At 64.9% G+C, this 21155-nt stretch carries 20 protein-coding genes; 17 read left to right on the forward strand and 3 right to left on the reverse strand.

Features of this window, described 5'->3' with window-relative positions:
• The first annotated feature begins 160 nt into the window (after window positions 1-160).
• The 7 genes from ribBA to lon all read left to right on the forward strand — a co-directional run bounded on the left by ribBA (window position 161) and on the right by lon (window position 7670).
• Window positions 161-1315, forward strand: a complete 1155-nt coding sequence (ribBA, locus tag H1D44_RS06020) for a bifunctional 3,4-dihydroxy-2-butanone-4-phosphate synthase/GTP cyclohydrolase II (protein WP_181513931.1) — start codon at window positions 161-163, stop codon at window positions 1313-1315.
• A gap of 73 nt (window positions 1316-1388) precedes the next feature.
• Window positions 1389-1892 (forward strand): 6,7-dimethyl-8-ribityllumazine synthase, encoded by a 504-nt coding sequence (gene ribH, locus H1D44_RS06025; protein WP_181513932.1) that lies wholly within the window; start codon window positions 1389-1391, stop codon window positions 1890-1892.
• Window positions 1889-2395 carry a transcription antitermination factor NusB gene (nusB, locus tag H1D44_RS06030; RefSeq protein WP_181513933.1) on the forward strand — a complete coding sequence of 169 codons (507 nt, stop codon included), beginning with the start codon at window positions 1889-1891 and terminating at the stop codon, window positions 2393-2395. The genes ribH and nusB overlap by 4 nt, the downstream gene beginning before the upstream one ends.
• Before the next feature lie 11 nt (window positions 2396-2406).
• Window positions 2407-3360, forward strand: a complete 954-nt coding sequence (thiL, locus tag H1D44_RS06035; RefSeq protein WP_181513934.1) for a thiamine-phosphate kinase — start codon at window positions 2407-2409, stop codon at window positions 3358-3360.
• Entirely contained in the window at window positions 3357-3830 is a 474-nt protein-coding gene (locus H1D44_RS06040) for a phosphatidylglycerophosphatase A family protein (protein WP_181513935.1), read from the forward strand. The genes thiL and H1D44_RS06040 overlap by 4 nt, the downstream gene beginning before the upstream one ends.
• Window positions 3831-3890: 60 nt before the next feature.
• Window positions 3891-5129: a DUF945 family protein gene (locus tag H1D44_RS06045; protein WP_181513936.1), complete on the forward strand. Its 1239-nt coding sequence runs from the start codon at window positions 3891-3893 to the stop codon at window positions 5127-5129.
• Window positions 5130-5231: 102 nt separating this feature from the next.
• Window positions 5232-7670, forward strand: coding sequence for an endopeptidase La (gene lon, locus H1D44_RS06050; RefSeq protein WP_181513937.1), 2439 nt, complete (start codon window positions 5232-5234; stop codon window positions 7668-7670).
• A gap of 34 nt (window positions 7671-7704) precedes the next feature.
• Here the strand turns inward: lon and H1D44_RS06055 are convergent, their stop codons facing one another.
• A complete protein-coding gene (locus H1D44_RS06055; RefSeq protein WP_181513938.1) occupies window positions 7705-8433 on the reverse strand; it encodes an SDR family NAD(P)-dependent oxidoreductase in 729 nt (242 codons plus the stop codon).
• Between the two features lie 135 nt (window positions 8434-8568).
• Between H1D44_RS06055 and H1D44_RS06060 the strand changes: the two genes are divergently transcribed.
• The 5 genes from H1D44_RS06060 (at window position 8569) to H1D44_RS06080 (ending at window position 15094) form a co-directional block, all read left to right on the forward strand.
• Complete coding sequence (locus H1D44_RS06060; protein ID WP_181513939.1) at window positions 8569-9546, forward strand: TAXI family TRAP transporter solute-binding subunit; 978 nt, start codon at window positions 8569-8571, stop codon at window positions 9544-9546.
• A 61-nt stretch (window positions 9547-9607) separates the two neighbouring features.
• Window positions 9608-11413, forward strand: a complete 1806-nt coding sequence (locus tag H1D44_RS06065) for a TRAP transporter permease (protein WP_181513940.1) — start codon at window positions 9608-9610, stop codon at window positions 11411-11413.
• A 23-nt stretch (window positions 11414-11436) separates the two neighbouring features.
• Window positions 11437-11982, forward strand: coding sequence for a hypothetical protein (locus H1D44_RS06070; protein WP_181513941.1), 546 nt, complete (start codon window positions 11437-11439; stop codon window positions 11980-11982).
• A gap of 112 nt (window positions 11983-12094) precedes the next feature.
• Window positions 12095-13939, forward strand: a complete 1845-nt coding sequence (gene ilvD / locus H1D44_RS06075; protein ID WP_181513942.1) for a dihydroxy-acid dehydratase — start codon at window positions 12095-12097, stop codon at window positions 13937-13939.
• Between the two features lie 75 nt (window positions 13940-14014).
• Complete coding sequence (locus H1D44_RS06080; RefSeq protein ID WP_181513943.1) at window positions 14015-15094, forward strand: oxidoreductase; 1080 nt, start codon at window positions 14015-14017, stop codon at window positions 15092-15094.
• A 22-nt stretch (window positions 15095-15116) separates the two neighbouring features.
• Here the strand turns inward: H1D44_RS06080 and nudE are convergent, their stop codons facing one another.
• Window positions 15117-15704 (reverse strand): ADP compounds hydrolase NudE, encoded by a 588-nt coding sequence (gene nudE / locus H1D44_RS06085; protein WP_181513944.1) that lies wholly within the window; start codon window positions 15702-15704, stop codon window positions 15117-15119.
• A gap of 115 nt (window positions 15705-15819) precedes the next feature.
• Between nudE and yrfG the strand changes: the two genes are divergently transcribed.
• The 5 genes from yrfG to msrB all read left to right on the forward strand — a co-directional run bounded on the left by yrfG (window position 15820) and on the right by msrB (window position 20307).
• On the forward strand, window positions 15820-16533 hold the full coding sequence (gene yrfG / locus H1D44_RS06090) for a GMP/IMP nucleotidase (protein WP_181513945.1): 714 nt from the start codon (window positions 15820-15822) through the stop codon (window positions 16531-16533).
• A complete protein-coding gene (gene hslR, locus H1D44_RS06095; RefSeq protein ID WP_181513946.1) occupies window positions 16526-16912 on the forward strand; it encodes a ribosome-associated heat shock protein Hsp15 in 387 nt (128 codons plus the stop codon). Before yrfG ends, hslR begins: the two co-directional genes overlap by 8 nt.
• Before the next feature lie 50 nt (window positions 16913-16962).
• Window positions 16963-17838: an Hsp33 family molecular chaperone HslO gene (gene hslO, locus H1D44_RS06100; RefSeq protein ID WP_181513947.1), complete on the forward strand. Its 876-nt coding sequence runs from the start codon at window positions 16963-16965 to the stop codon at window positions 17836-17838.
• Window positions 17839-18151: 313 nt separating this feature from the next.
• A complete protein-coding gene (locus H1D44_RS06105) occupies window positions 18152-19708 on the forward strand; it encodes a phosphoenolpyruvate carboxykinase (RefSeq protein ID WP_181513948.1) in 1557 nt (518 codons plus the stop codon).
• 95 nt (window positions 19709-19803) lie between these two features.
• On the forward strand, window positions 19804-20307 hold the full coding sequence (msrB, locus tag H1D44_RS06110; RefSeq protein WP_181513949.1) for a peptide-methionine (R)-S-oxide reductase MsrB: 504 nt from the start codon (window positions 19804-19806) through the stop codon (window positions 20305-20307).
• Here msrB and H1D44_RS06115 read toward each other — a convergent pair.
• A complete protein-coding gene (locus tag H1D44_RS06115) occupies window positions 20300-21151 on the reverse strand; it encodes a LysR substrate-binding domain-containing protein (RefSeq protein ID WP_181513950.1) in 852 nt (283 codons plus the stop codon). The genes msrB and H1D44_RS06115 overlap by 8 nt on opposite strands.
• Window positions 21152-21155 lie beyond the last annotated feature (4 nt).

Genomic DNA, 21155 nt, shown 5'->3' on the forward strand with positions numbered 1-21155 from the left:
CGTTACTGGCGCCCGAAGCCGCGCCAATGTACTCGTTACTGGCGCCCGAAGCCGCGCCAATGTACTCTGACGCCCATTCAACGTGGTGCGATCTTCGCTGCAATGTTCTGTTGCGGTGCACTATCGCCCAGGAAATCGATAGATATTCGGAGATTCGAGCGTGCATTCTTCCTCCGGGGGCCTGGCTCCCATTGAAGAGCTGATCGAGGATATTCGCCAAGGCAAGATGGTGATCCTCATGGATGATGAGGATCGCGAGAACGAAGGCGATATCATCATGGCCGCCGAAAAGGTCGAGGCCGAGCATATCAACTTCATGGCGCGCCATGCGCGCGGCCTGATCTGCATGCCGATGACGCGTGAGCGCTGCGAGCGCCTCAATCTGCCGCTGATGGTGAGCGACAACGGATCCGGCTTCGGCACCAAGTTCACTCTCTCCATCGAGGCCGCCGAGGGTGTGACCACCGGTATCTCGGCCGCCGATCGGGCACGGACCGTGCAGGTGGCAGCATCGCGCAACGCCAGTGCCGAGGACATCGTCCAGCCCGGGCACATCTTCCCGCTGATGGCCGAGCCCGGTGGCGTGCTGCGTCGTGCCGGCCATACCGAGGCGGCCTGTGACCTCGCTGCGCTGGCCGGCTTCGACCCCAGTGGGGTGATCTGCGAGATCATGAATGACGACGGCAGCATGGCCCGGCGCCCCGAACTCGAGCGCTTCGCCGCCGAGCATGGCCTCAAGATGGGCACCATTGCCGATTTGATCCACTATCGCATTCACAACGAGCAGACCGTGGAGCAAGTGGAGTCCACTCTGGTGGACACGGCATACGGCAAGCTGACCCTGAACCTGTTTCATGACCGCATCCAGAATGCCCACCACGTGGCGCTGGTAAAGGGGAATCCTTCCCCCGAGGCCCTGACTACCGTACGGGTCCACCTGGCCGATACCATGCGCGACCTGCTGGGACTGCAGAAGAGCGAAAACCGCAGCTGGACGACCCACAGTGCCCTGCAGGAAATCGCGGCCGTCGACCATGGCGTCTTCGTGCTGCTGGACGACGGCCGGCCACAGCGGGATTTCCGCGATCAGCTCGAAGTCTTTCTGGAGCGCCGCCGCTTGCCGCGTACCAGCGACTCCGACGGGGCAGGCAATTACCTGACCATCGGCACCGGCTCGCAGATTCTGCGCCACCTCGGCGTAGGGCGCATGCGGCTGTTGAGTTCGCCCTGGAAGTTCTCGGCGCTGTCAGGCTTCGACCTCGAGGTGATCGAGCAGATTTCCCCGGGCAGCCAGACCGTACCCGAGCAGGAGTGACGCCGGGCTCGGTCTGCTCGAGTCGGCAGCAACCACACGTTTTCAGCAGGACCCTTTTCATCAGGAACTAGCGATGCATACCCTGTCTCAACTGGAAGGCAACTTCGTCGATGTCGATGGCCGTTACGTGATCGTGGTGGGCCGCTTCAACCATCATGTGGTCGACAGCCTGGTCGAAGGCGCCGTCGACAGCCTGGTCCGCCACGGCGTGGATGCCGAGAACATCGACATTGTCCACGTGCCGGGAGCCTGGGAGCTGCCGCTGGCGGTGAAGCGCGTGCTGCAGGTGGCTAGCCCCGATGCAGTCATCGCCCTGGGTGCAGTGATCCGTGGCGGCACGCCGCACTTCGAATACGTGGCGGGTGGCTGCAACGCCGCCCTGGGTAATCTTCAGCTCGAGTTCGATACCCCCATCGCCAACGGCGTGCTGACCGTCAACTCCATCGAGCAGGCCATCGAGCGCTCCGGTACCAAGGCCGGCAACAAGGGCGCCGAAGCAGCCATGGCTGCGATGGAAATGGTCTCACTGCTGCGTGGCTTCGGTGACAGCGACTCCAGCAACGGAGCGGATACATGAGTGCATCGCGTCCGCAACGCCCCCCTTCGGCGGGCCAGCAAGCGCGACGAGCGGCCCGGGAGCTGGCGGTACAGGGCCTCTACCAGTGGCAAATGACCGGCAAGTCGGCCACCTCGATCGAGGCGGAGTTCCGCAGCCAGCAGCCCGATGATGACCTCGAGGATCACGAGAACTGGGCCAAGGTGATGCAGATTGCCGACTTGGCTCTGTTCCATGAGCTGCTGCATAACGTGGTGCGCTATCGCGATGATCTGGATGCCTCGATCTCACCGCTGCTCGACCGTCGCCTGGAAGATCTCGACCCCATCGAGCTCGCCATTCTTCGCCTGGGGGCCTATGAGTTGAGTCGCCGCCTCGACGTTCCCTACCGGGTGGCGATCAACGAGGGCGTGGAACTTGCCAAGTCCTTTGGCGCCACCGACGGGCACAAGTACGTCAACGGCATTCTCGACAAGCTGGCCGCCCGGTTGCGTAGCGCCGAGGTCAGGGCACGTCGCGGCTGAAGGGGTCCCCGGTGGCCAGTGAATTCGAACTGATCGCCCGCCACTTCACTCCTGCTGCACCCGGCCCGGATGCCGGCGTGCCGCTCGGCGTGGGCGACGATTGCGCCTTGCTCGCCCCGCGTCCGGGCCTGCAGTTGGCGGTCAGCGTGGACACCTCGGTGGCCGGGGTCCACTTTCCCGCGGATGCGCCTGCCGACGCCATCGGCCATCGTGCCCTGGCGGTCAGTCTGAGCGATCTGGCCGCGATGGGAGCGGAGTCGCGCTGGTGCCTGATGTCAGTGACGCTCGAGGACGACAATGACAGCTGGATGGCGGGCTTCGCCAGCGGCTTCCATGCGCTGTGCCAAGCGAGCGGTACGGCGCTGGTGGGCGGCGACATGACCCGGGGACAGCTTGCCATTGGCGTCACGGTCATGGGAGAGGTTGCTCCCGGGCAGGCGATGACTCGGTCCGGCGCCCGTGCCGGTGACGTCCTGGCCGTGACCGGCGCTCTGGGCGGTGGGGCAGGGGGGCTGGCTTTGTGGCAGCGCGGTGAGCGTGACCTGACGCATCCGCTGCTGGGCCGTTACCTCAAACCGACGCCCAGGCTCGCGGCTGGCCTGGCACTTCGCGACCTGGCCACGGCCGCCATCGATATTTCCGACGGGCTGCTGGCCGACCTCGAGCATGTCCTCACGGCATCGGGAGTCGGGGCTCGGCTCGAGCCAGAGGCACTGCCCCTGGCACGGGGGTTGCGCGAGTCGCTGGGTGAGAAGGCCGCTTGGCGTGCCGCGCTGTGTGGTGGCGATGACTATGAGCTGCTGCTAAGCCTGCCCGGGGAAGCCCTCGGGGAGGCGCAGCGGCGGCTGACGCTGGAGGGGCTTGCGCTGACGCCGATTGGCACCGTCTGTTCCGGCAGCGGGGTGTCCGGGGTCGATCTGGACGGTGCTCGCGGCTGGCAGCACTTTGGTGGAGGCGAGCCATGAACCGTTGTCCACAGAGCGTCTGGCGGCGCCCCGTGCATTTCTTCGCCTTCGGCTTGGGCAGCGGTGGCGTGCCCTGGGCCCCGGGCACCTTCGGTACCCTGGCGGCAATTCCCTTCTACTGGCTGATGTCCGAACTGCCTCTGGGCTGGTACCTGTCGCTGGTGGCGGTCGCCTTCGTGGTGGGTGTCTGGCTGTGCGACAAGACCTCACGGGATCTCGGCGTGCACGACCACTCCGGCATCGTGTGGGACGAGTTCGTCGGCTACTGGATCACCATGGCCGCGGTCCCCTTCTCCTGGGAGGCGGCGCTGTGGGGGTTCGTGCTGTTCCGGATCTTCGATGTATTCAAGCCATGGCCCATTCGCTGGGCCGACCGGCGCGTGGCGGGCGGGTTCGGTATCATGATCGATGACGTGCTTGCCGGTATCTATGCCTGGAGTACGATGCACCTGTGGCTTTGGTTGCACTAGTTTACATACCATGTACGGTTAGTTGGTCTAGCGCATGTATCAGCACAGGGAGGCGAAGCAATGCGCAAGGAACGTCTTATCGTCCCGTTGTTGGTTGTGCTATTGCTTGCCTGGTTTGGTGCGCAGGCGGTATCGAGCTGGCTGTTCGAGCGCGAGATGTCGCGCACCCTCGCCGATCTCGAGGCACGCGGAGAGCTGGCCATCGAGCGCGTCGACGTCGAGCAGGGCTGGTGGTCCTCGACCGGGCGCATCCATCTGGCGCCGCTGTTTGGTCAGATGTGGCATCTCGAGCTGCCTTATCAAGCCCGACATGGGGTGCTCCGCACGCACCTGGACGGGGAGGCGATGCTGCGCCATGGGCCGGACGGTACCCATCTCTTCGATGAATCACTGGCTTCGACTCCACCCCTCTGGGAAGCCAGCTACCATACCCTGACCGGAACCCTGGAAGGGGGGCTGCAACTCGCCCCGCTGCGTATCACCCAGCAGGAGCGTGAACTGGCCTTCGACGGGGGCAGGCTTCGCTTCAGTGGCGAACAGGGCAATTGGCGTCTGCGGGCCCGGCTCGAATCATGGTTCCTCAGCGACGGTGAGACCAGGCTCGAAGTCGGCCCGGCCACCCTCAACAGCCAGTATGCCTACACCCAGGATGCGCACTCCTTTACTCAGGAGGATCGTCTGCAGATCGAGTCGCTCTCCTGGCGCCAGCCGCAGCTAGCACTCGACGCCAGCGACGTTCGCGTGATGAATCGCACGCTGCTGGATGATCAGGAGCTGAGGTTGCAGCTAGAGCTGGATCTGGGCGAAATCCATACTGCCGAGCAGGTACTGCTGAGGGGTCAGACCGAGGTCGAGCTCTCGCGCCTGCATGCCGACGCCATTCGCACTGCCATGCTCCAGCTGCGCAAGCTGGCTGCCAGCGGCCATCATGGCCTGAAGCGGGATGACATGCTGGTAGAGCTCCAACCCTACCTGCTGGCGATCCTGCAGGATTCGCCGCGCCTCGACCTGCTGCGCCTGGAGCTGGAAAGCCCCATGCTGGGCCTGTCTGCCCGTGCCGACGGTTCGCTGTTCTTCGACGGTCGCCGGCTCGAAGAGCTCAGCCTGGTCGGTCTCGATGATTCCGCGGCGAGGGAGCCTTGGCGACGACGCCTCGACGGCGATTTCACCTGGTATGACTTGCCCACCGTGGTGGCGCTGTGGCTCGGCCTGCCGTTGGACACCCGCACACTTGAGGTCGACATCGGCCGCGGACAGGTGCGGGTCAACAGTCGTCCGCTGCCGCCTTTGTGGCGCTGATCCCCCTCTGCTGTGATGCATTGAGCTTCCGTCGCCTTGAAGTTGGGCTATGCTGCCCGCATTCCAGAGGGCATTGAGCATTGGCTTCGGAAAGAGGACTTCATGAGCGATCACGACCAGGACGAACATGGCTGGCAGCAGGCGAGGCAGGAGGAGAACGAGGCGCTGCGCTCCGATGGCGAGGTGGACGAGGTTGCCAACCATGCCGTGGTGCCTGCCAGCGACTATCTGCCCGAACGCATCTACCTGCTGCCGATCCACAACCGCCCGTTCTTCCCCGCCCAGGTCCAGCCGCTGGTGATCAACCGCGAGCGCTGGGAGGAGACCATGCGCCGGGTCGGCAACACACCGCACCATACGCTGGGGGTGGCATTCGTCGGCGATACCAAGGTCGACGAGCTTGGCCACGACCATTTTCCCGAGATCGGCACGGCAGTGAAGGTGCACAAGCTGCACGGCGAGGAAGGGCAGCTTCAGTTCATTGCCCAGGGGCTGCGCCGTTTCCGCATCCAGCGCTGGCTGTCGAAGAAGCCGCCCTATCTGGTCGAGGTCAGCTATCCCCGTGAGCCGGTCAAGGCCGACGAGGACGAGACTCGCGCCTACGCCATGGCGATCATCAACGGCATCAAGGAGCTGCTGCCGATCAACCCGCTTTACGGCGAGGAGCTCAAGCACTACCTCAACCGCTTCAGCCCCCACGAGCCGGGGCCGCTGACCGACTTCGCTGCCGCCATCACCTCGGCCAAGGGCCGCGAACTGCAGGTCGTGCTGGAGACGCTGCCGGTGCAGGCGCGCATGGAAAAGGTGCTACCGCTGCTGCGCAAGGAGATCGACGTCGCCCAGCTGCAGACCGAGATCAGCGAGCAGGTCAACGCCCAGATGCAGGAGCGTCAGCGCGAGTTCTTCCTGCGCGAGCAGCTCAAGGTGATCCAGCGCGAGCTGGGCATTTCCAAGGACGACCGCGAGAACGACGTCGACACCTTCCGTGACCGCCTCGAGGCACTGGTCGTGCCGCCCAAGGTGCTGACGCGTATCGAGGAAGAACTCGACAAGCTCTCGGTACTGGAGACCGGTTCGCCGGAGTACGGCACCACACGCAACTACCTCGACTGGCTCACCTCGATGCCCTGGGGCGTGCACAGCGAGGATCAGCTCGACCTGAGCCACGCTCGGGCGGTGCTCGACCGCGACCACGACGGCCTCAAGGACGTCAAGGAGCGCATCATCGAGTTCCTCGCCGAGGGTACCTTCAAGGGTGACGTGGGCGGCTCCATCCTGCTGCTGGTCGGCCCGCCGGGGGTGGGCAAGACCTCGGTGGGACGCTCCATTGCCGAAGCGCTGGGGCGCGAGTTCTACCGCTTCTCGGTGGGCGGCATGCGCGACGAGGCCGAGATCAAGGGGCACCGGCGCACCTACATCGGTGCCATGCCCGGCAAGCTGGTCCAGGCACTCAAAGAGGTCGAGGTCGAGAACCCGGTGATCATGCTCGACGAGATCGACAAGCTGGGCAAGTCGTTCCAGGGCGACCCGGCCTCGGCGCTGCTCGAGGTGCTCGACCCCGAGCAGAACGTGGATTTCCTCGACCACTACCTCGACGTGCGTCTGGATCTCTCCAAGGTGCTGTTCGTGTGCACCGCCAACGCCCTGGATACCATCCCCGGGCCGCTGCTCGACCGCATGGAGCAGATCCGTCTCTCGGGCTACATCGCCGAGGAGAAGGTGGCCATTGCCAAGAACCACCTCTGGCCCAAGCTGCTCAAGCGCGACAAGATTCCGCGCAAGTGCATCAACCTGACCGATGCGGCGCTGCGCCAGGTGATCGAGGGCTATGCCCGCGAAGCCGGGGTGCGCCAGCTCGAGAAGCAGCTGCACAGTATCGTGCGCAAGGCAGCGGTCAAGCTGCTCGAGGGCGACCGGGCCTCGGTGCGCATCTCGGTCAAGAACCTCGAGGAGTACCTCGGTGCACCGCTGTTCCGTCAGGAACAGGTGCTCAAGGGCGAGGGTGTCGTTACCGGGCTGGCATGGACGGCCATGGGTGGTGCCACGCTGCCCATCGAGGCCGGCAAGGTGCACTCGCTGACCAGGGGCTTCAAGCTCACCGGCAAGCTCGGCGAGGTGATGCAGGAGTCGGCCAATATCGCCTACAGCTATACTCTCGGCCATCTCGCCGAGTACGGTGCCGATGCCGACTTCTTCGACTCGGCCTTCGTCCATCTGCACGTGCCGGAAGGGGCCACGCCCAAGGACGGCCCCTCGGCAGGCGTGACCATGACCACTGCGCTGCTGTCACTGGCGCGCCACCAGGGAATCGATCGCCCGCTGGCGATGACCGGCGAGCTGACGCTGACCGGTTACGTGCTGCCGGTGGGGGGGATTCGGGAGAAGATCATCGCCGCTCGGCGCAGCAAGATCTTCGAGGTGATCCTGCCCGAGGCCAATCGTCGCGACTACGACGAGCTGCCCGATTACCTCAAGGAGGGGGTGACGGTGCACTTTGCCAAGCGCTATCGCGATGTGGCTAGGGTGGTCTTCGGTATCTAGTCGAGCGTCTTACCAAGTCAGGCAAGAGGTGGCGCTAGATGGACACGTTGGCACCGCCATCCACCACCAGCGTTTCGCCGTTGACGAAAGTGTTGTCAGCGGAGGCCAGGAAGGCCACTGCCCGTGCGACCTCGGTGGCTTCGGCGACCCTGCCTAGCGGGGTGGCCGACTGCCAGCGCTGGCGGGACTCGGATGCGGCATCCTGCATCCCGGCGCTGACCGGGCCGGGGGCCACGGCATTGACCAGAATGCCCTGGGGGCCGAGCTCCACCGCCAGCGCACGGCTCAAGGCCAGCATGGCCCCCTTGCACATGGCATAGGTGGAGCGTTCGGCAGCGGTGCGCAGGCCGTGCGCCGAGGCAACGATCACGATCCGCCCCTTCCCTTGGGGGACCATCAACCGCGTGGCAAGCTGCAGCGCCTGATAGGCGCCGCTGACGTTGACCGCCAGCATTTCCTCCAGCTCCCTGGCGTCGACCTCGACGAAGGGGCCGCGCCGGATCACCCCGGCGGCGTTGATGCAGCTGTCGAGCCCCTTCCCATGGGCTTGGATTCGAGCAAAGGCGGCAGCGAGGCTTTCCGACCGCGTCAGATCGCAAGGCACGAAGGCGCAACGCTCTGGCCAGCGCGCGCTCAAGTCGCTTGCCATGGGCTGTGCCTGTTCGAGGTCGAGCAGAAACACGAAGTCTCCCGCCTCGAGAAGCGCCTGGGCGATGGCAATTCCGACGCCACCGCAGCCCCCTATTACGGCTGTGATTCGCATGGTGTTAGCTCTAGGTATTCTTCGTGTAAAAAAGTCGGCATTATATCCCTTTGCATGACATTCTTATAACGATTGGCCCAAGACCAATGACAATGACATCGCGCCGCGATGCTGGACGCCAACATGGAGACCGACATGTCACACCGCAAACCTGCCTTCACCCGAACCCTGCTGGCCTCGGCCACTGCCGTTCTGCTTGGCGCATCCGCGCTTTCGGTCCAGGCCGAAACCCGCGTGACCTACAAGTCCGCTTCGGCGGGTACTGCCTACTACCAGATGGGTGTCGAACTCTCCGAGGCGATCCGGCGTGGTACGGAAGGCGACGTCGTGCTCACGCTGGAAGAGAGCCAGGGCTCGGTGCAGAACGTCATGGAAGTGATGGCACGCCAGGGTAACTACGTCTTCACCACCCCGCCGGGCCTGGTCGACCAGGCCATGGCCGGCGAAGGCCCCTTCGCCGAGCGTCAGAGCCCGCGTTTCCAGGATATCCGCGGCCTGTTCCCGATCCCTTCCATCACCATGCACTTCGTTGCGGCCGGTGACGACGGCGTGATCGGCCTGGAGGACCTCGAAGGCAAACATGTGCTGATCGGTCGCGGCACCTTCGGCGCCCGCGAAGCCGAGCGCTACCTGGAACTGTTCGACATGATGGACAAGGTGCGTGTGGCCAGCGCCGAGATCGGCAGTGGCCCCGATGCGCTGAGGAATGGCCAGATCGATGCCTTCGTCACCGCCAGCTCCTTTCCCACGCCCAACGTGATCGAAACCGCCGCCAGCATGCCGATCAGCCTGGTCAGCCTCACCGACGATCAGATCGAGCAGACCGGCGCGGCGCGCCAGACCATCCCGGCCGGCACTTACTCCGGCATCGACCAGGATGTCGAGACCACCTCGCTGCCGGTGATTGCCTACACCACCACCAGCATGGACGAGGAGACCGCCTATACCCTGACCCGCACCTTCTGGGAGCGGCGTGATGCCATGGCTGACGAGGCGGCATGGTGGGGCGGCATCACCCACGACATGATCGGTAACATTGCCGGCTCCCTGCATCCCGGTGCCGTGCGCTACTACGACGAAGCCGGCATCGAGATTCCCGACGAGCTGCGTTAACTCCGACTGAGCAGGTGGGGCACAAGGATGGCCCCGCTGCAGTCGCAAGGCATCCCGTACTATGTCATCGACACTCTCTTCTTCGCCGACGGCCAGCGCCGTTGATGGCGTGCCACGTTTGCATCCCGCCTGGGTGATTCTCGGGGCGGTCACGGTAGTGTTCCATCTCGGCTTGATCTTCTACGGCCTGACGCCGGCACTGGTCAGCCGACCTATCCACATGGCCCTGGCACTGCCGTGGATCCTGATCCTGGCCGCCCGCACGCCCTTCGAGCGCTGGAGCGGCTGGTTGCTGACCGTGCTCGGCATTGCCGCCTGTGGCTATATCGCCTTCAACGAGGAGGCGCTGTCCAATCAGTACGGCTTCATCGACAACAACTTCCAGATGGCGCTGGGTGTCTTTCTGATCGCACTGACCCTGGAAACGGCGCGTCGTGCGATCGGCTGGCCGCTGCCGCTGGTGGCGTTGGGAGCGCTCGCCTACGCGGTGTTCGGCGAACATATCCCCGGACAGTTTGGCCACCCGGGCCTGCCGATGCAGAGCTTCGTTGGCACCCTGACCATTGCCGAGAGCGGCCTGTGGGGTTCGCTCACCGGAGTCAGCGTCGGGGTGGTGGCGATCTTCGTTATCTTCGGCGCAGTGCTGAACGCCGGCGAGGCGGGGCGCGGCTTCATGAACATGGCCAGCGCCTTCGCCGGGCGCCTGACCGGCGGCGCGGCCAAGGTCTCGGTCATCTCCTCGGCGCTGATGGGCTCGATCTCCGGTTCCGCCTCGGCCAACGTGGCCTCCACCGGCGCAATTACGATCCCCTCCATGGTGCGCCTGGGCTATCCGCGCACCCTGGCCGGCGGCGTCGAGGCGGTGGCCTCCTCGGGCGGGCAGATCATGCCGCCGCTGATGGGGGCCGGGGCTTTCGTCATGGTGGAGCTCACCGGCACGCCCTATACCCAGATCATGGCTGCGGCGCTGCTTCCGGCCATCCTCTACTTCGCCACCGTGTGGATGGGGATCAATGCCTTCGCCACCCGCCACGACCTGCGGCCCATGCCGGATGCGGACCGGCCCAGCGGCAAGGAGGTGGCGATCACCTCGCTGTTCTTCGCCGTGCCCTTCGTGCTGTTGCTCGAGCGTATCTTCCTGGGGGGCTACACCCCGCAGTATGCAGCCAGCATTGCCATCTTCGCCGGCATGCTGCTGCTGTTCTTCGATGTGACGCTGACCTTTTCGCTGCGCGGCTTCGCCACGCGCATGGCAGAGGCGATGGTCACCGCCGGGCGCCAGGTGGCGGTGATCGGCGCCATCATCATCTGCGCTTCGCTGGTGATCGGGGTGCTGTCGCTGACCGGGCTCGGGGTAAAGATCACCTCCGGCATCCTGTCGCTCTCCAACGAGATGCTGTGGCCGGCGCTGCTGCTCACGGCCCTTGCCTGCCTGATCCTGGGCATGGAGGTGCCGACCACGGCGGCCTACGTGATCTGTGTCTCGGTGGCAGGGCCGGCGCTGACGGCGCTGGGGCTCGAGCCACTGCTGGCGCACCTGTTCGTGTTCTGGTTCGCGCTGCTCTCGACTATCACCCCCCCGGTATGCGGGGGCGTGTTCATTGCTGCAGGCATGGTGGGGGAAAACTGGCTCAAGGTGGCGATCAAGGCCATGGCGCTGGGCATCGGGCTCTACATCATCCCGCTGGCCATGGTCGCCAACCCCGATCTCATCCGCCTCGCCTTCGACCCGCTGTGGGCGGTCTTCGATGCGGTCAAGATCGCGTTGGGCCTGATGGCGACCTCCTACGGCGTGATCGCCCGGCGTGCGGCCTGGCTGCGGGTGGTGCTGGTCGTGGCCGGGCTAGTGGTGATCTTCGCCATCTGATTCGAGCGTCTGAGGAGAGTGACATGATCGTTGCCACGCTGGGCCCCGAGGGAAACAACCATGTACTGGTGCTGCGCCGCTATCTCGAGGCCCGCGGACTGATCGATGCCGAGGTCAGGCTGATCGATGAGTTCCCCGCCGCCTTCGAGGCGCTGGTGGCGGGGGAGGTGGACCGGGTGCTGCAGTGCACCGCCCATTTCAGCCATGCCGACTGCGTGGGGCGGTACATGCACCGTGCGTTTCCGGTGGACACCTTCGTCGCCGGCAGCCATCCGCTGGTGCTGCTGGCCCAGCGCGACATCGCCACGCCGCGCCAGGTGGCGCGCCAGCCGGCCACCCGCTACTACACCGACCTCTCGGGCTTCGCTGAGGAGATCGATGCGCCCACCACCGTGGCGGTGGCCGAAGGGCTGCTGGCAGGGCGTTTCGAGGCGGGCATCTGCGCCCGCCAGACCCTGGAAGCCCACCCGGACAAGCTGCGCCTGATCGAGGCGCTGGGTCCGGCACTGGACGTCTGGGTGGTCTACGGCAGAGAGCCGTTGCCCGATACTCATTCGCTGGTGGTCTAGCCGCCTCGCCCCGTGCATGACAGAATTGCCCTGACATACCTAGACCGTCGCCGCACTTTGGTGGCATAGACGGCGTGAACCGCATAGCGCCTACGCGCACGAAGAGGACACCATGCCTGAATATCGCTCCCGCACCACCACCGCCGGCCGCAACATGGCCGGCGCCCGCGCCCTGTGGCGCGCCACCGGCATGAAGGACGAGGACTTCCACAAGCCGATCGTCGCCGTGGCCAACTCCTTCACTCAGTTCGTGCCCGGTCACGTGCACCTGAAGGACATGGGACAGCTGGTGGCCCGCGAGATCGAGAAGGCCGGCGGGGTGGCCAAGGAGTTCAACACCATCGCCGTGGACGACGGCATCGCCATGGGCCACGACGGCATGCTCTATTCGCTGCCGAGCCGTGACATCATCGCCGACAGCGTCGAGTACATGGTCAACGCGCACTGCGCCGATGCCCTGGTGTGTATCTCCAACTGCGACAAGATCACCCCTGGAATGCTGATGGCTGCCATGCGCCTCAACATTCCGGTGATCTTCGTCTCCGGCGGTCCCATGGAAGCCGGCAAGACCAAGCTGCTCGATCACGGGCTCGACCTGGTCGATGCCATGGTCATGGCTGCCGACGACTCGGTGGACGACGAGACCCTGGCCGAGGTGGAGCGCAGCGCCTGTCCCACCTGCGGCAGCTGCTCCGGCATGTTCACCGCCAACTCCATGAACTGCCTGACCGAGGCACTGGGCCTGGCTCTGCCGGGCAACGGCACGGTGCTGGCGACCCATGCCGATCGCCGCCGTCTGTTCGAGACCGCCGGTCACCGTATCGTCGAGCTGGCCAAGCGCTACTACGAGGGCGATGAGGGCCACCTGCTGCCCCGTGCCATTGGCTCCAAGGCGGCGTTCAGGAACGCCATGACCCTGGACATCGCCATGGGCGGTTCCACCAACACCATCCTGCACCTGCTGGCCGCCGCCCAGGAGGCGGAGATCGACTTCGGCATGGCCGACATCGACCGGCTGTCGCGTGAGGTGCCGCAGCTGTGCAAGGTGGCGCCCAACACCCAGAAGTATCACATCGAGGATGTGCATCGCGCCGGTGGCATCATGGCCATCCTCGGTGAACTCGACCGTGCCGGGGTGCTCGATACCCGCGTGCCCACCGTCTATGGCGATAGCCTCAAGGCGGCGCTGGACGAGTGGGACATCATGCGCAATCCGTCCCCGGAGGTGGTGGAGTTCTTCAAGGCCGGTCCCGGCGGCATCCCGACCCAGACCGCCTTCTCCCAGGCCGCACGCTGGCCGAGCCTCGACGGCGACCGCGCCAACGGCTGCATCCGCGACCTCGAACACGCCTTCTCCAGGGAGGGCGGCCTGGCGGTGCTCTACGGCAACATCGCCGTGGATGGCTGCGTGGTGAAGACCGCCGGCGTCGATGACTCCATTCTGGTCTTCGAAGGGCCGGCCCACGTGGTCGAGTCCCAGGACCAGGCGGTGGAACACATCCTGGCGGGCAAGGTGAAGGAGGGCGAGGTCGTCGTCATCCGCTACGAGGGGCCGAAGGGCGGTCCGGGCATGCAGGAGATGCTCTATCCCACCTCATATCTGAAGTCGAAGGGGCTGGGCAAGGCGTGCGCGCTGCTCACCGATGGGCGCTTCTCGGGCGGTACCTCGGGGCTCTCCATCGGCCACGTTTCTCCCGAGGCGGCGGCAGGCGGTGCTATCGGCCTGGTGCAGTCGGGCGACACCATTCGCATCGACATCCCCAACCGCCGCATCGACGTGAAGCTGAGCGATGCTGAGCTTGCGGCGCGTCGTGAGGCGGAGGAAGCGCGTGGCAGGGAGGCTTGGAAACCACGCATCGAGCGCCTGCGCAAGGTGTCGGCCGCGCTCAAGGCCTATGCGCTGTTGGCCACTTCCGCTGACAAGGGTGCGGTGCGAGACCTCTCCAAGCTCGACTGATGTATGCCACGAACCGGGTCCAGGCCCGGTTCGTCACGCAGCATTCACCATCGAACCCCAGGTAGGGAGAACGCTATGCGTCAGCAGATCTTCGGTGTCGGCCTGATCGGCTTCGGCACGGCAGGGAAAGTCTTCCATGCCCCGTTGATTCAGGCCACACCGGGCCTCGAACTGCTGGCTGTAGTCAGCACCTCGAGCGAGCGGGTGCATGCCTCACTGCCTGAAATGGATGTGCTGACGAAGCCAGCGGAGCTGTTCGCCCGACCGGATATCGACCTCGTCGTCATTGCCAGCCCCAACGACACACACTTTGCGTTGGGCAAGGCAGCCATCGCCGCCGGCAAGCACGTGGTGGTCGACAAGCCGTTCACCATATCCTTGTCCGAGGCACGGTTGCTCAAGGCGGAAGCCGACAGGGCCGAGCGCCTGCTCAGCGTCTTCCATAACCGTCGCTGGGACAGTGATTTTCGTACCTTGCAGTCACTCGTCGAGGCGGGAACCGTTGGTCACCCGGTTTCGCTGGAGATGCGCTTCGATCGTTTCAGGCCCGTGGTAGCCGAGCGTTGGCGCGAGCAGGACAAGCCGGGTAGCGGGATCTGGTACGACCTCGGCTCGCATCTGCTCGATCAGGCGCGGACGCTATTCGGCATGCCGCGGGCGATACTGCTCGACCTGATGGCGGTGCGAGACGGCGCCGAGGTGGATGATGACTTCCTCGCCGTGCTGGACTACGACGGGCTACGGGTTACCCTGCAAGCCAGCTCGCTGGTGGCAGAGCCGACCCCGCAGCTGGCCTTGCACGGTACCCAGGGAAGCTTCGTCAAGTATGGCCGCGATCCGCAGGAAAACTGGCTGCGGGAAGGGCGCATGCCGAGTCGTGATTGGGGCATCGATCCCCGGCCCGGACACCTGACCGTGGTCGGGGAAGCGGAGCTCGTCACGCACGAGCATCCAGGCCTTCCCGGCGACTATCTGGGTTACTACGCCAGCATCGCCGAGGCGCTGGCGGGGCAGGCGGGGCTTCCGGTCAGCGCTGAAGAGGGAATCGAGGTCATGACCCTGCTCGAGGCCGGACTGGACAGCTATCGCCAAAGTCGCTGGATTCGGCTCAAGGAGGGCAACGGCGGCCTGCGTAAACTGCATCGGCATGGCTGAAAGCCGCCGCCTGCCCCGGTCTCTACCAGCGCAGCGGCGTTTCCCTGCGGTGCCGTTCACGCAGGGTATCGCGGGCAATATATAGGGCCGCTATGGCTCTTGCCTCGTGGAAATCATCCCGCAGCAGCAGGGTCGGCAGCTCCTCCAGTGCATGGGTCTCGACCACCAGCGGCTCCGGTTCGTCACCCGGCAGGCGCCTGGCGTAGAGCTCCGTGGCCAGCAGAACCTGCATGCGATGACGCATGTAGTTGGGTGCCAGCGACAGCTCCACCAGGGGCTCTATGCACCTGGCGCCGAAGCCGCACTCCTCCATCAGTTCCCGGTTGGCTGCGGTAACGATATCCTCGCCCGGGTCCACCAGCCCCTTGGGCAGCGTCAGCACGTAGTCCTCGAAGCCCGCGGCATATTCGCGTATCAGCAGGACATGTTCGGGATCGGGCATGGCGATGATCATCACGGCCCCCTGGTCACTTCCGGACAGTCGCTCGAAGGTGCGCTCGGCGCCATTGGCAAAGCGCAGCTCCAGTGACTCGATATGGAACAGCCGGCTTCGGGCCACGGACTGGCGTGACACTACCTGGGGTTTCTGCAAGGTCTTGTGCTCGGTCATGAAAGCTCCGTTTCGTGCGGGATGCCGTCGGCATCGAGCTGCCGGGAATGCGCCGCCATCATCCATTGGGTACAATACCACGCCTTCCATCGCTAAGACGTCACCGGGAGTCGCCATGATCGACTGGCGTGCCATCGATACCGTTCTGCTGGACATGGACGGCACACTTCTCGACCTGCATTTCGACAGCCACTTCTGGCTGGAACACCTGCCGCGGCGCTATGTCGAGTTGCATCGCCTCGACGAGGCCACCCAGGAACAGGTGCGCTCCCGTATCCTGCACGAAAGGGGATCGCTGAACTGGTACAGCCTGGCCTATTGGAGCCGTGAGCTGGGCGTGGACATCGTTGCCCTCAAGCGCGAGATCCAGCACCTTGTCGGGCTGCGCAGCGACGCGCTCGACTTCCTCAAGTGGCTCAAGCAGGCTCATCCCCGGGTGGTGCTGGCGACCAACGCCGATCGCGAAAGCCTGGAGCTCAAGCTGCCGCTGACCGGACTCGAGGAGTACCTGGATGCGATCGTCTCCTCGGCCGACCTCGGTGTGCCCAAGGAGGCCCAGGAGTTCTGGTTCGAGTTGCAGGAGGTCGAACCCTTCGACCCGGCGCGCACGCTGTTCATCGATGACAACCCGGAGGTGCTGGAAAGCGCTCGGGAGTTCGGTATCCGCTACCTGCTGGGGATCAAGCAGCCCGACAGTACCCGGCCGGAAAAGGAGCTCGAGGAGTTCATCGCCCTGGACCGCTTCGCCGCCATCCTTCCCGACGCGCTACCCTCGGAGGTACGCAGCAACACTTCGGCTCGTCCCGAGGAGGGAGGCAAGTTTGAGTAACGTACGCCTGGACAAGTGGTTATGGGCCGCCCGCTTCTTCAAGACTCGGGCCCTGGCCAAGAAAGCCATCGAGGGCGGCAAGGTGCATTACAACGGCGAGCGTGCCAAGACCAGCAAGAGCGTGGAGGTTGGCGCACTGGTTCGCGTGCCCCAGGGCTGGGAGATCTGGGAGGTCGAAGTGGTGGCACTTTCCGATCAGCGTCGCGGTGCACCTGAAGCGCGTGAACTCTATCGCGAAACTGTCGAGAGCGCTGAACGCCGAGTGCGTGAGGCCGAGAGCCGGCGTCTGACCAACCAGGCAATGCAGCATCCGCTCAAGCGCCCCGACAAGAAGCAGCGCCGTGATATCCAGCGCTTCCAGCGTCAGTTGGATGAGTGAAATGCCTCCAACAGCTGCCTCGATACCGAATGACCCAACCGGAATTGATCATGACCGACCAGATCCAGCGCTTTCTATTTGACCGCACCAATGTGCGTGGCGAGATCGTCACACTGGAGCGCTCCTACGCCGAGGTGCTTGATCGCCATGGCTACCCGCCAGCCGTCAACCGTCTGCTGGGCGAACTGCTGGCCGCAGTGGCCCTGCTCACCGACACCGTCAAGCTCGACGGGATCCTCAGCATCGAGGTACGCGGGCAGGGAGAGCTGTCCCTGCTGATGGCGGAGTCCAATCCTGGCGGTGAGCTGCGCGCCATCGCCCGCCTGGCAGATGACGCGACTCTGCCCGAGGGCGAGGCCGGTTTCCGCCAGTTGGTAGGTGACGGCCATATCGTGATCACTCTCGATCCGAGAGAGGGGAATCGCTACCAGGGCATCGTGGCCCTCGATCACGACAGCCTGGCGGGGTGCCTCGAGGCCTACTTCTCGCAATCGGAGCAGCTGCCGACCCAGCTTTGGCTGCGTGCCGACGGCCAGCGAGCCGGTGGGCTTTTGCTGCAGCGTTTGCCCGACGAGTCGCAGAACCAGGACCAGGATGCCTGGGCGCGTACCGTCCAGCTTGCGGGTACCCTGCGCAGCGAAGAGCTCCTCGGGCTCGAACAGCATGAGCTGCTGCATCGCCTGTATCATGAGGAGACGGTGCGGGTATTCGAACCCAAGTCGCTGCGTTTCGGTTGCACCTGCTCGCGGGAGCGCATCGGCGAAGCGCTGCTGACCCTGGGGGGCGACGAGTTGCGCACGGTGCTGGCCGAGCAGGGTGAGATCGAAACCCAGTGCCACTTCTGCCATACCCATTATCGCTTCGGTGAGAGCGAAGTCGAGGCGCTGCTGCACGAGCAGGGCGGCGCTGCACCTACTCTGCACTGACCTGCCAGTCGAGCATGGCGAACGAGACGCCTGAGGCGTCTCGTTCGTTCGTCTGACGATGCTGCAATGCACAAGCTTGGGTCTGGTCAACCTGCGGCGATATGTCTCCATGTAGTAGTAAAACTACATGAACTTCGGCCAACGTTAGCGTTTCCTGACGGCTTCCTTTTTGCCATAATGGCGCCCGCCTTAAGGCCGATCGCCGCATGACAAGACGGCAAATATCCGCACGGACGATCGGACCCCTCAAACGCAATGGCGCACGGACGCCTGGCATACGAGAGAGAACCGGCCGCAAGGCCCAGGAAACGACATGACCACAACCCAAGCCGCTCCTCAAGCACACGTCAATCTCAGCAGTGCCGAACTCATCGAGCGTGCCGTGGCACGCGGTGAAGGCCGACTCGCCGCCAATGGCGCCCTGGTGGTGAACACCGGGCTGCGCACCGGCCGGTCGCCCAAGGATCGCTTCATCGTCGACGAGCCCTCGACCAGTGGCGACATCGACTGGGGCAGCGTCAACCGGCCTTTCCCTGCCGATCAGTTCGATGCCCTCTGGGGTCGCGTGGAGGAGTACCTGGCCGGCGGCGAGCGCTTCGTTTCCGAACTCCATGTGGGCAGCGACCCGACCCACTATCTGCCGGTGCGAGTGACTACCGAGACGGCCTGGCACAATCTCTTCGGCCGCACCATGTTCGTGCGCCCCGAGGGCTACAACCCCTCTTCCAAGCAAGAGTGGACCATCCTCAACGCGCCCCACTTCGAGTGCGATCCCAACCGTGACGGCACCAACTCCGACGGCACCGTGATCATCAACTTCGCTCAGCAGAAGGTGCTGATTGCCGGCATGCGCTACGCCGGCGAGATGAAGAAGGCGATGTTCTCGGTACAGAACTTCCTGCTGCCGGCCTCCGACGTGCTGCCCATGCACTGCTCGGCCAACGTCGGCGAAGACGGCGAGACCGCGCTGTTCTTCGGCCTCTCCGGTACCGGCAAGACCACGCTCTCCGCCGATCCGGCGCGCTACCTGATCGGTGACGACGAGCACGGCTGGGGCCCCGGCACCGTGTTCAACATCGAGGGTGGCTGCTATGCCAAGTGCATCGATCTCTCCGAAAAGAACGAACCGGTCATCTGGAACGCGATCAAGTTCGGCACCGTGCTCGAGAACGTCGTCCTCGACGACCGTCGCGAGCCCGACTACACCGACGACAGCCTGACCCAGAACTCCCGTGCTGCCTATCCGCTGGAGCACGTGGAAAAGCGCGTGCCGGAGAACCGTGCCGGTGAGCCCAATGCCATCATCTTCCTGACCTGCGACATGTCAGGCGTGCTGCCCCCGGTATCGGTGCTTTCCAAGGAGGCGGCGGCCTATCACTTCCTCTCCGGCTACACCGCCAAGGTGGGCTCCACTGAAATGGGCTCTTCCGAAGGCCTCTCGGCGACCTTCTCCACCTGCTTCGGTGCGCCGTTCTTCCCGCGCCCGGCCCGCGTCTACGCTGACCTGCTGATCAAGCGCGTCGAAGCCAAGGACGCCCAGGTCTACCTGGTCAATACCGGCTGGACCGGCGGTGCCTACGGTGAAGGCGGCTCGCGCTTCTCCATCCCGACCACTCGCGCCATCATCAGCGCCATCCAGTCCGGGGTGCTGCGCGAAGTCGAGACCAAGCGCATCGAGGGCCTCAACCTCGAGGTGCCGGTCTCGGTGCCCGGCGTCGAGTCGCGCCTGCTCGATCCGCGTGAAACCTGGGAAGACAAGGCAGCCTACGATCGCAATCTGCGTGACCTGGCAGCCAAGTTCGTCGACAACTTCAAGAAGTTCGACGGGGTCAGCGAAGCCATCGTCAAGGCCGGGCCCAGCCTGACCTGAACCGGCGCTTCTCACGGCAGTCTGATAGGGGAAGAGGCATGAGCCTCTTCCCCGTTTCGTTCATGGGCTGGGAAAGGCGCAGGAGGGCGATACAGATGAAGCGTCGTCACTTTCTCGGTGTGCTGGGTGCCGGCGGTGCCGCCTGGCTGCTCCCGGGGGTGGGCTGGGGGTTCCCGAGGCTCAGCCTCGAGCCGGCACCGGATCTCGAGCGAATCGAACTGTCACGTGACGAATGGCGCGAGCGACTTACGCCCGAGCAGTTCTGGATTCTCCGCGATCACGGCACCGAGGAGCCTTTCTCGAGCCCCCTCGACAAGGAGTGGCGTGCAGGGGAGTACCGCTGTGCCGGCTGCGACCTGCCGCTGTTCGAGAGTGCCATGAAGTATGACTCCGGCACCGGCTGGCCGAGCTTCTTCGAGCACATCGAGGGGCACCTGCTCAGCCAGCTCGACTTCCGCCTGATCTGGCCGCGGCGCGAATATCACTGCGCCCGCTGCGGCGGCCACCAGGGCCACGTCTTCAGCGATGGCCCCGAGCCTACCGGCCTGCGCTGGTGCAACAACGGCCTGGCGCTGACCTTCGTGCCGGTGGCTACCTGAACCCCTCGACGATATGCTGCGCCAGGCCATCCACCGCCGGTGAGGTGGCCTCCGGCGAGCGCAGCAGCACGATGGAGCCGTCCGGCAGCGGGGGCAGGCCATCTGCCTCGTCGAGCACCCGCATCCCGGGGGTGACCAGGCTCTTCATCAGCGCGGACACGGCAAGCCCGGCACCCACCACCGCCTGCAGCGTGGCCAGGCTGGGGCTGGAGTAGGCAATGCGATATTGGCGTCCGGCGCGGGTCAGGGCGTTGCAGGCGTGCCGGCGACAGAAGCAGGGCTCCTCGAACAGCGCCAGGGGCAGCGGCGATTGACGATGCACGGGGTGGCTCTCTGCCACCACCCAGACCGTCTCCTCGCGGCGCAGGATGGTGCCGATCTCCTGGCCCACTTCGCGGGTCACGATGCTCAGATCCAGGCTGCCCTGCTGGCGCCCGAGCAGTTCAGAGGAGGGGGCGCACTGCACTTCGACGTCGACCAGCGGCCAGCTCTGGGAGAACGACTTCAGAATGCCCGGTAGAAAGCGCATGACGAAATCGTCGGGAACGCCGATGCGTACCCGTCCGACCATATCCGGCTCACGCAGCATGTTGAGCGCCTCGCCCTGCAGCGCGAGGATGCGGCGGGCGTAGCCGAGCAGCGTGGTGCCTTCGCTGGTCAGATGCATCTGGCGCCCCTGGCGTTCGAACAGCGGGCGCTGGATGACGTCCTCTTCTAGCCGCTTGATCTGCATGCTGACCGCGGATTGGGTGCGATTGACCGCCTGGGCCGCGCGGGTGAAGCCGCCATGGTCGACGATGGCAACGAAGGTGCGCAGCAGTTCATGGTCGATGGTGTAGAGCATGGCC

The sequence above is a fragment of the Billgrantia kenyensis genome, from assembly GCF_013697085.1.
Taxonomy (GTDB): Bacteria; Pseudomonadota; Gammaproteobacteria; order Pseudomonadales; family Halomonadaceae; genus Halomonas; species Halomonas kenyensis.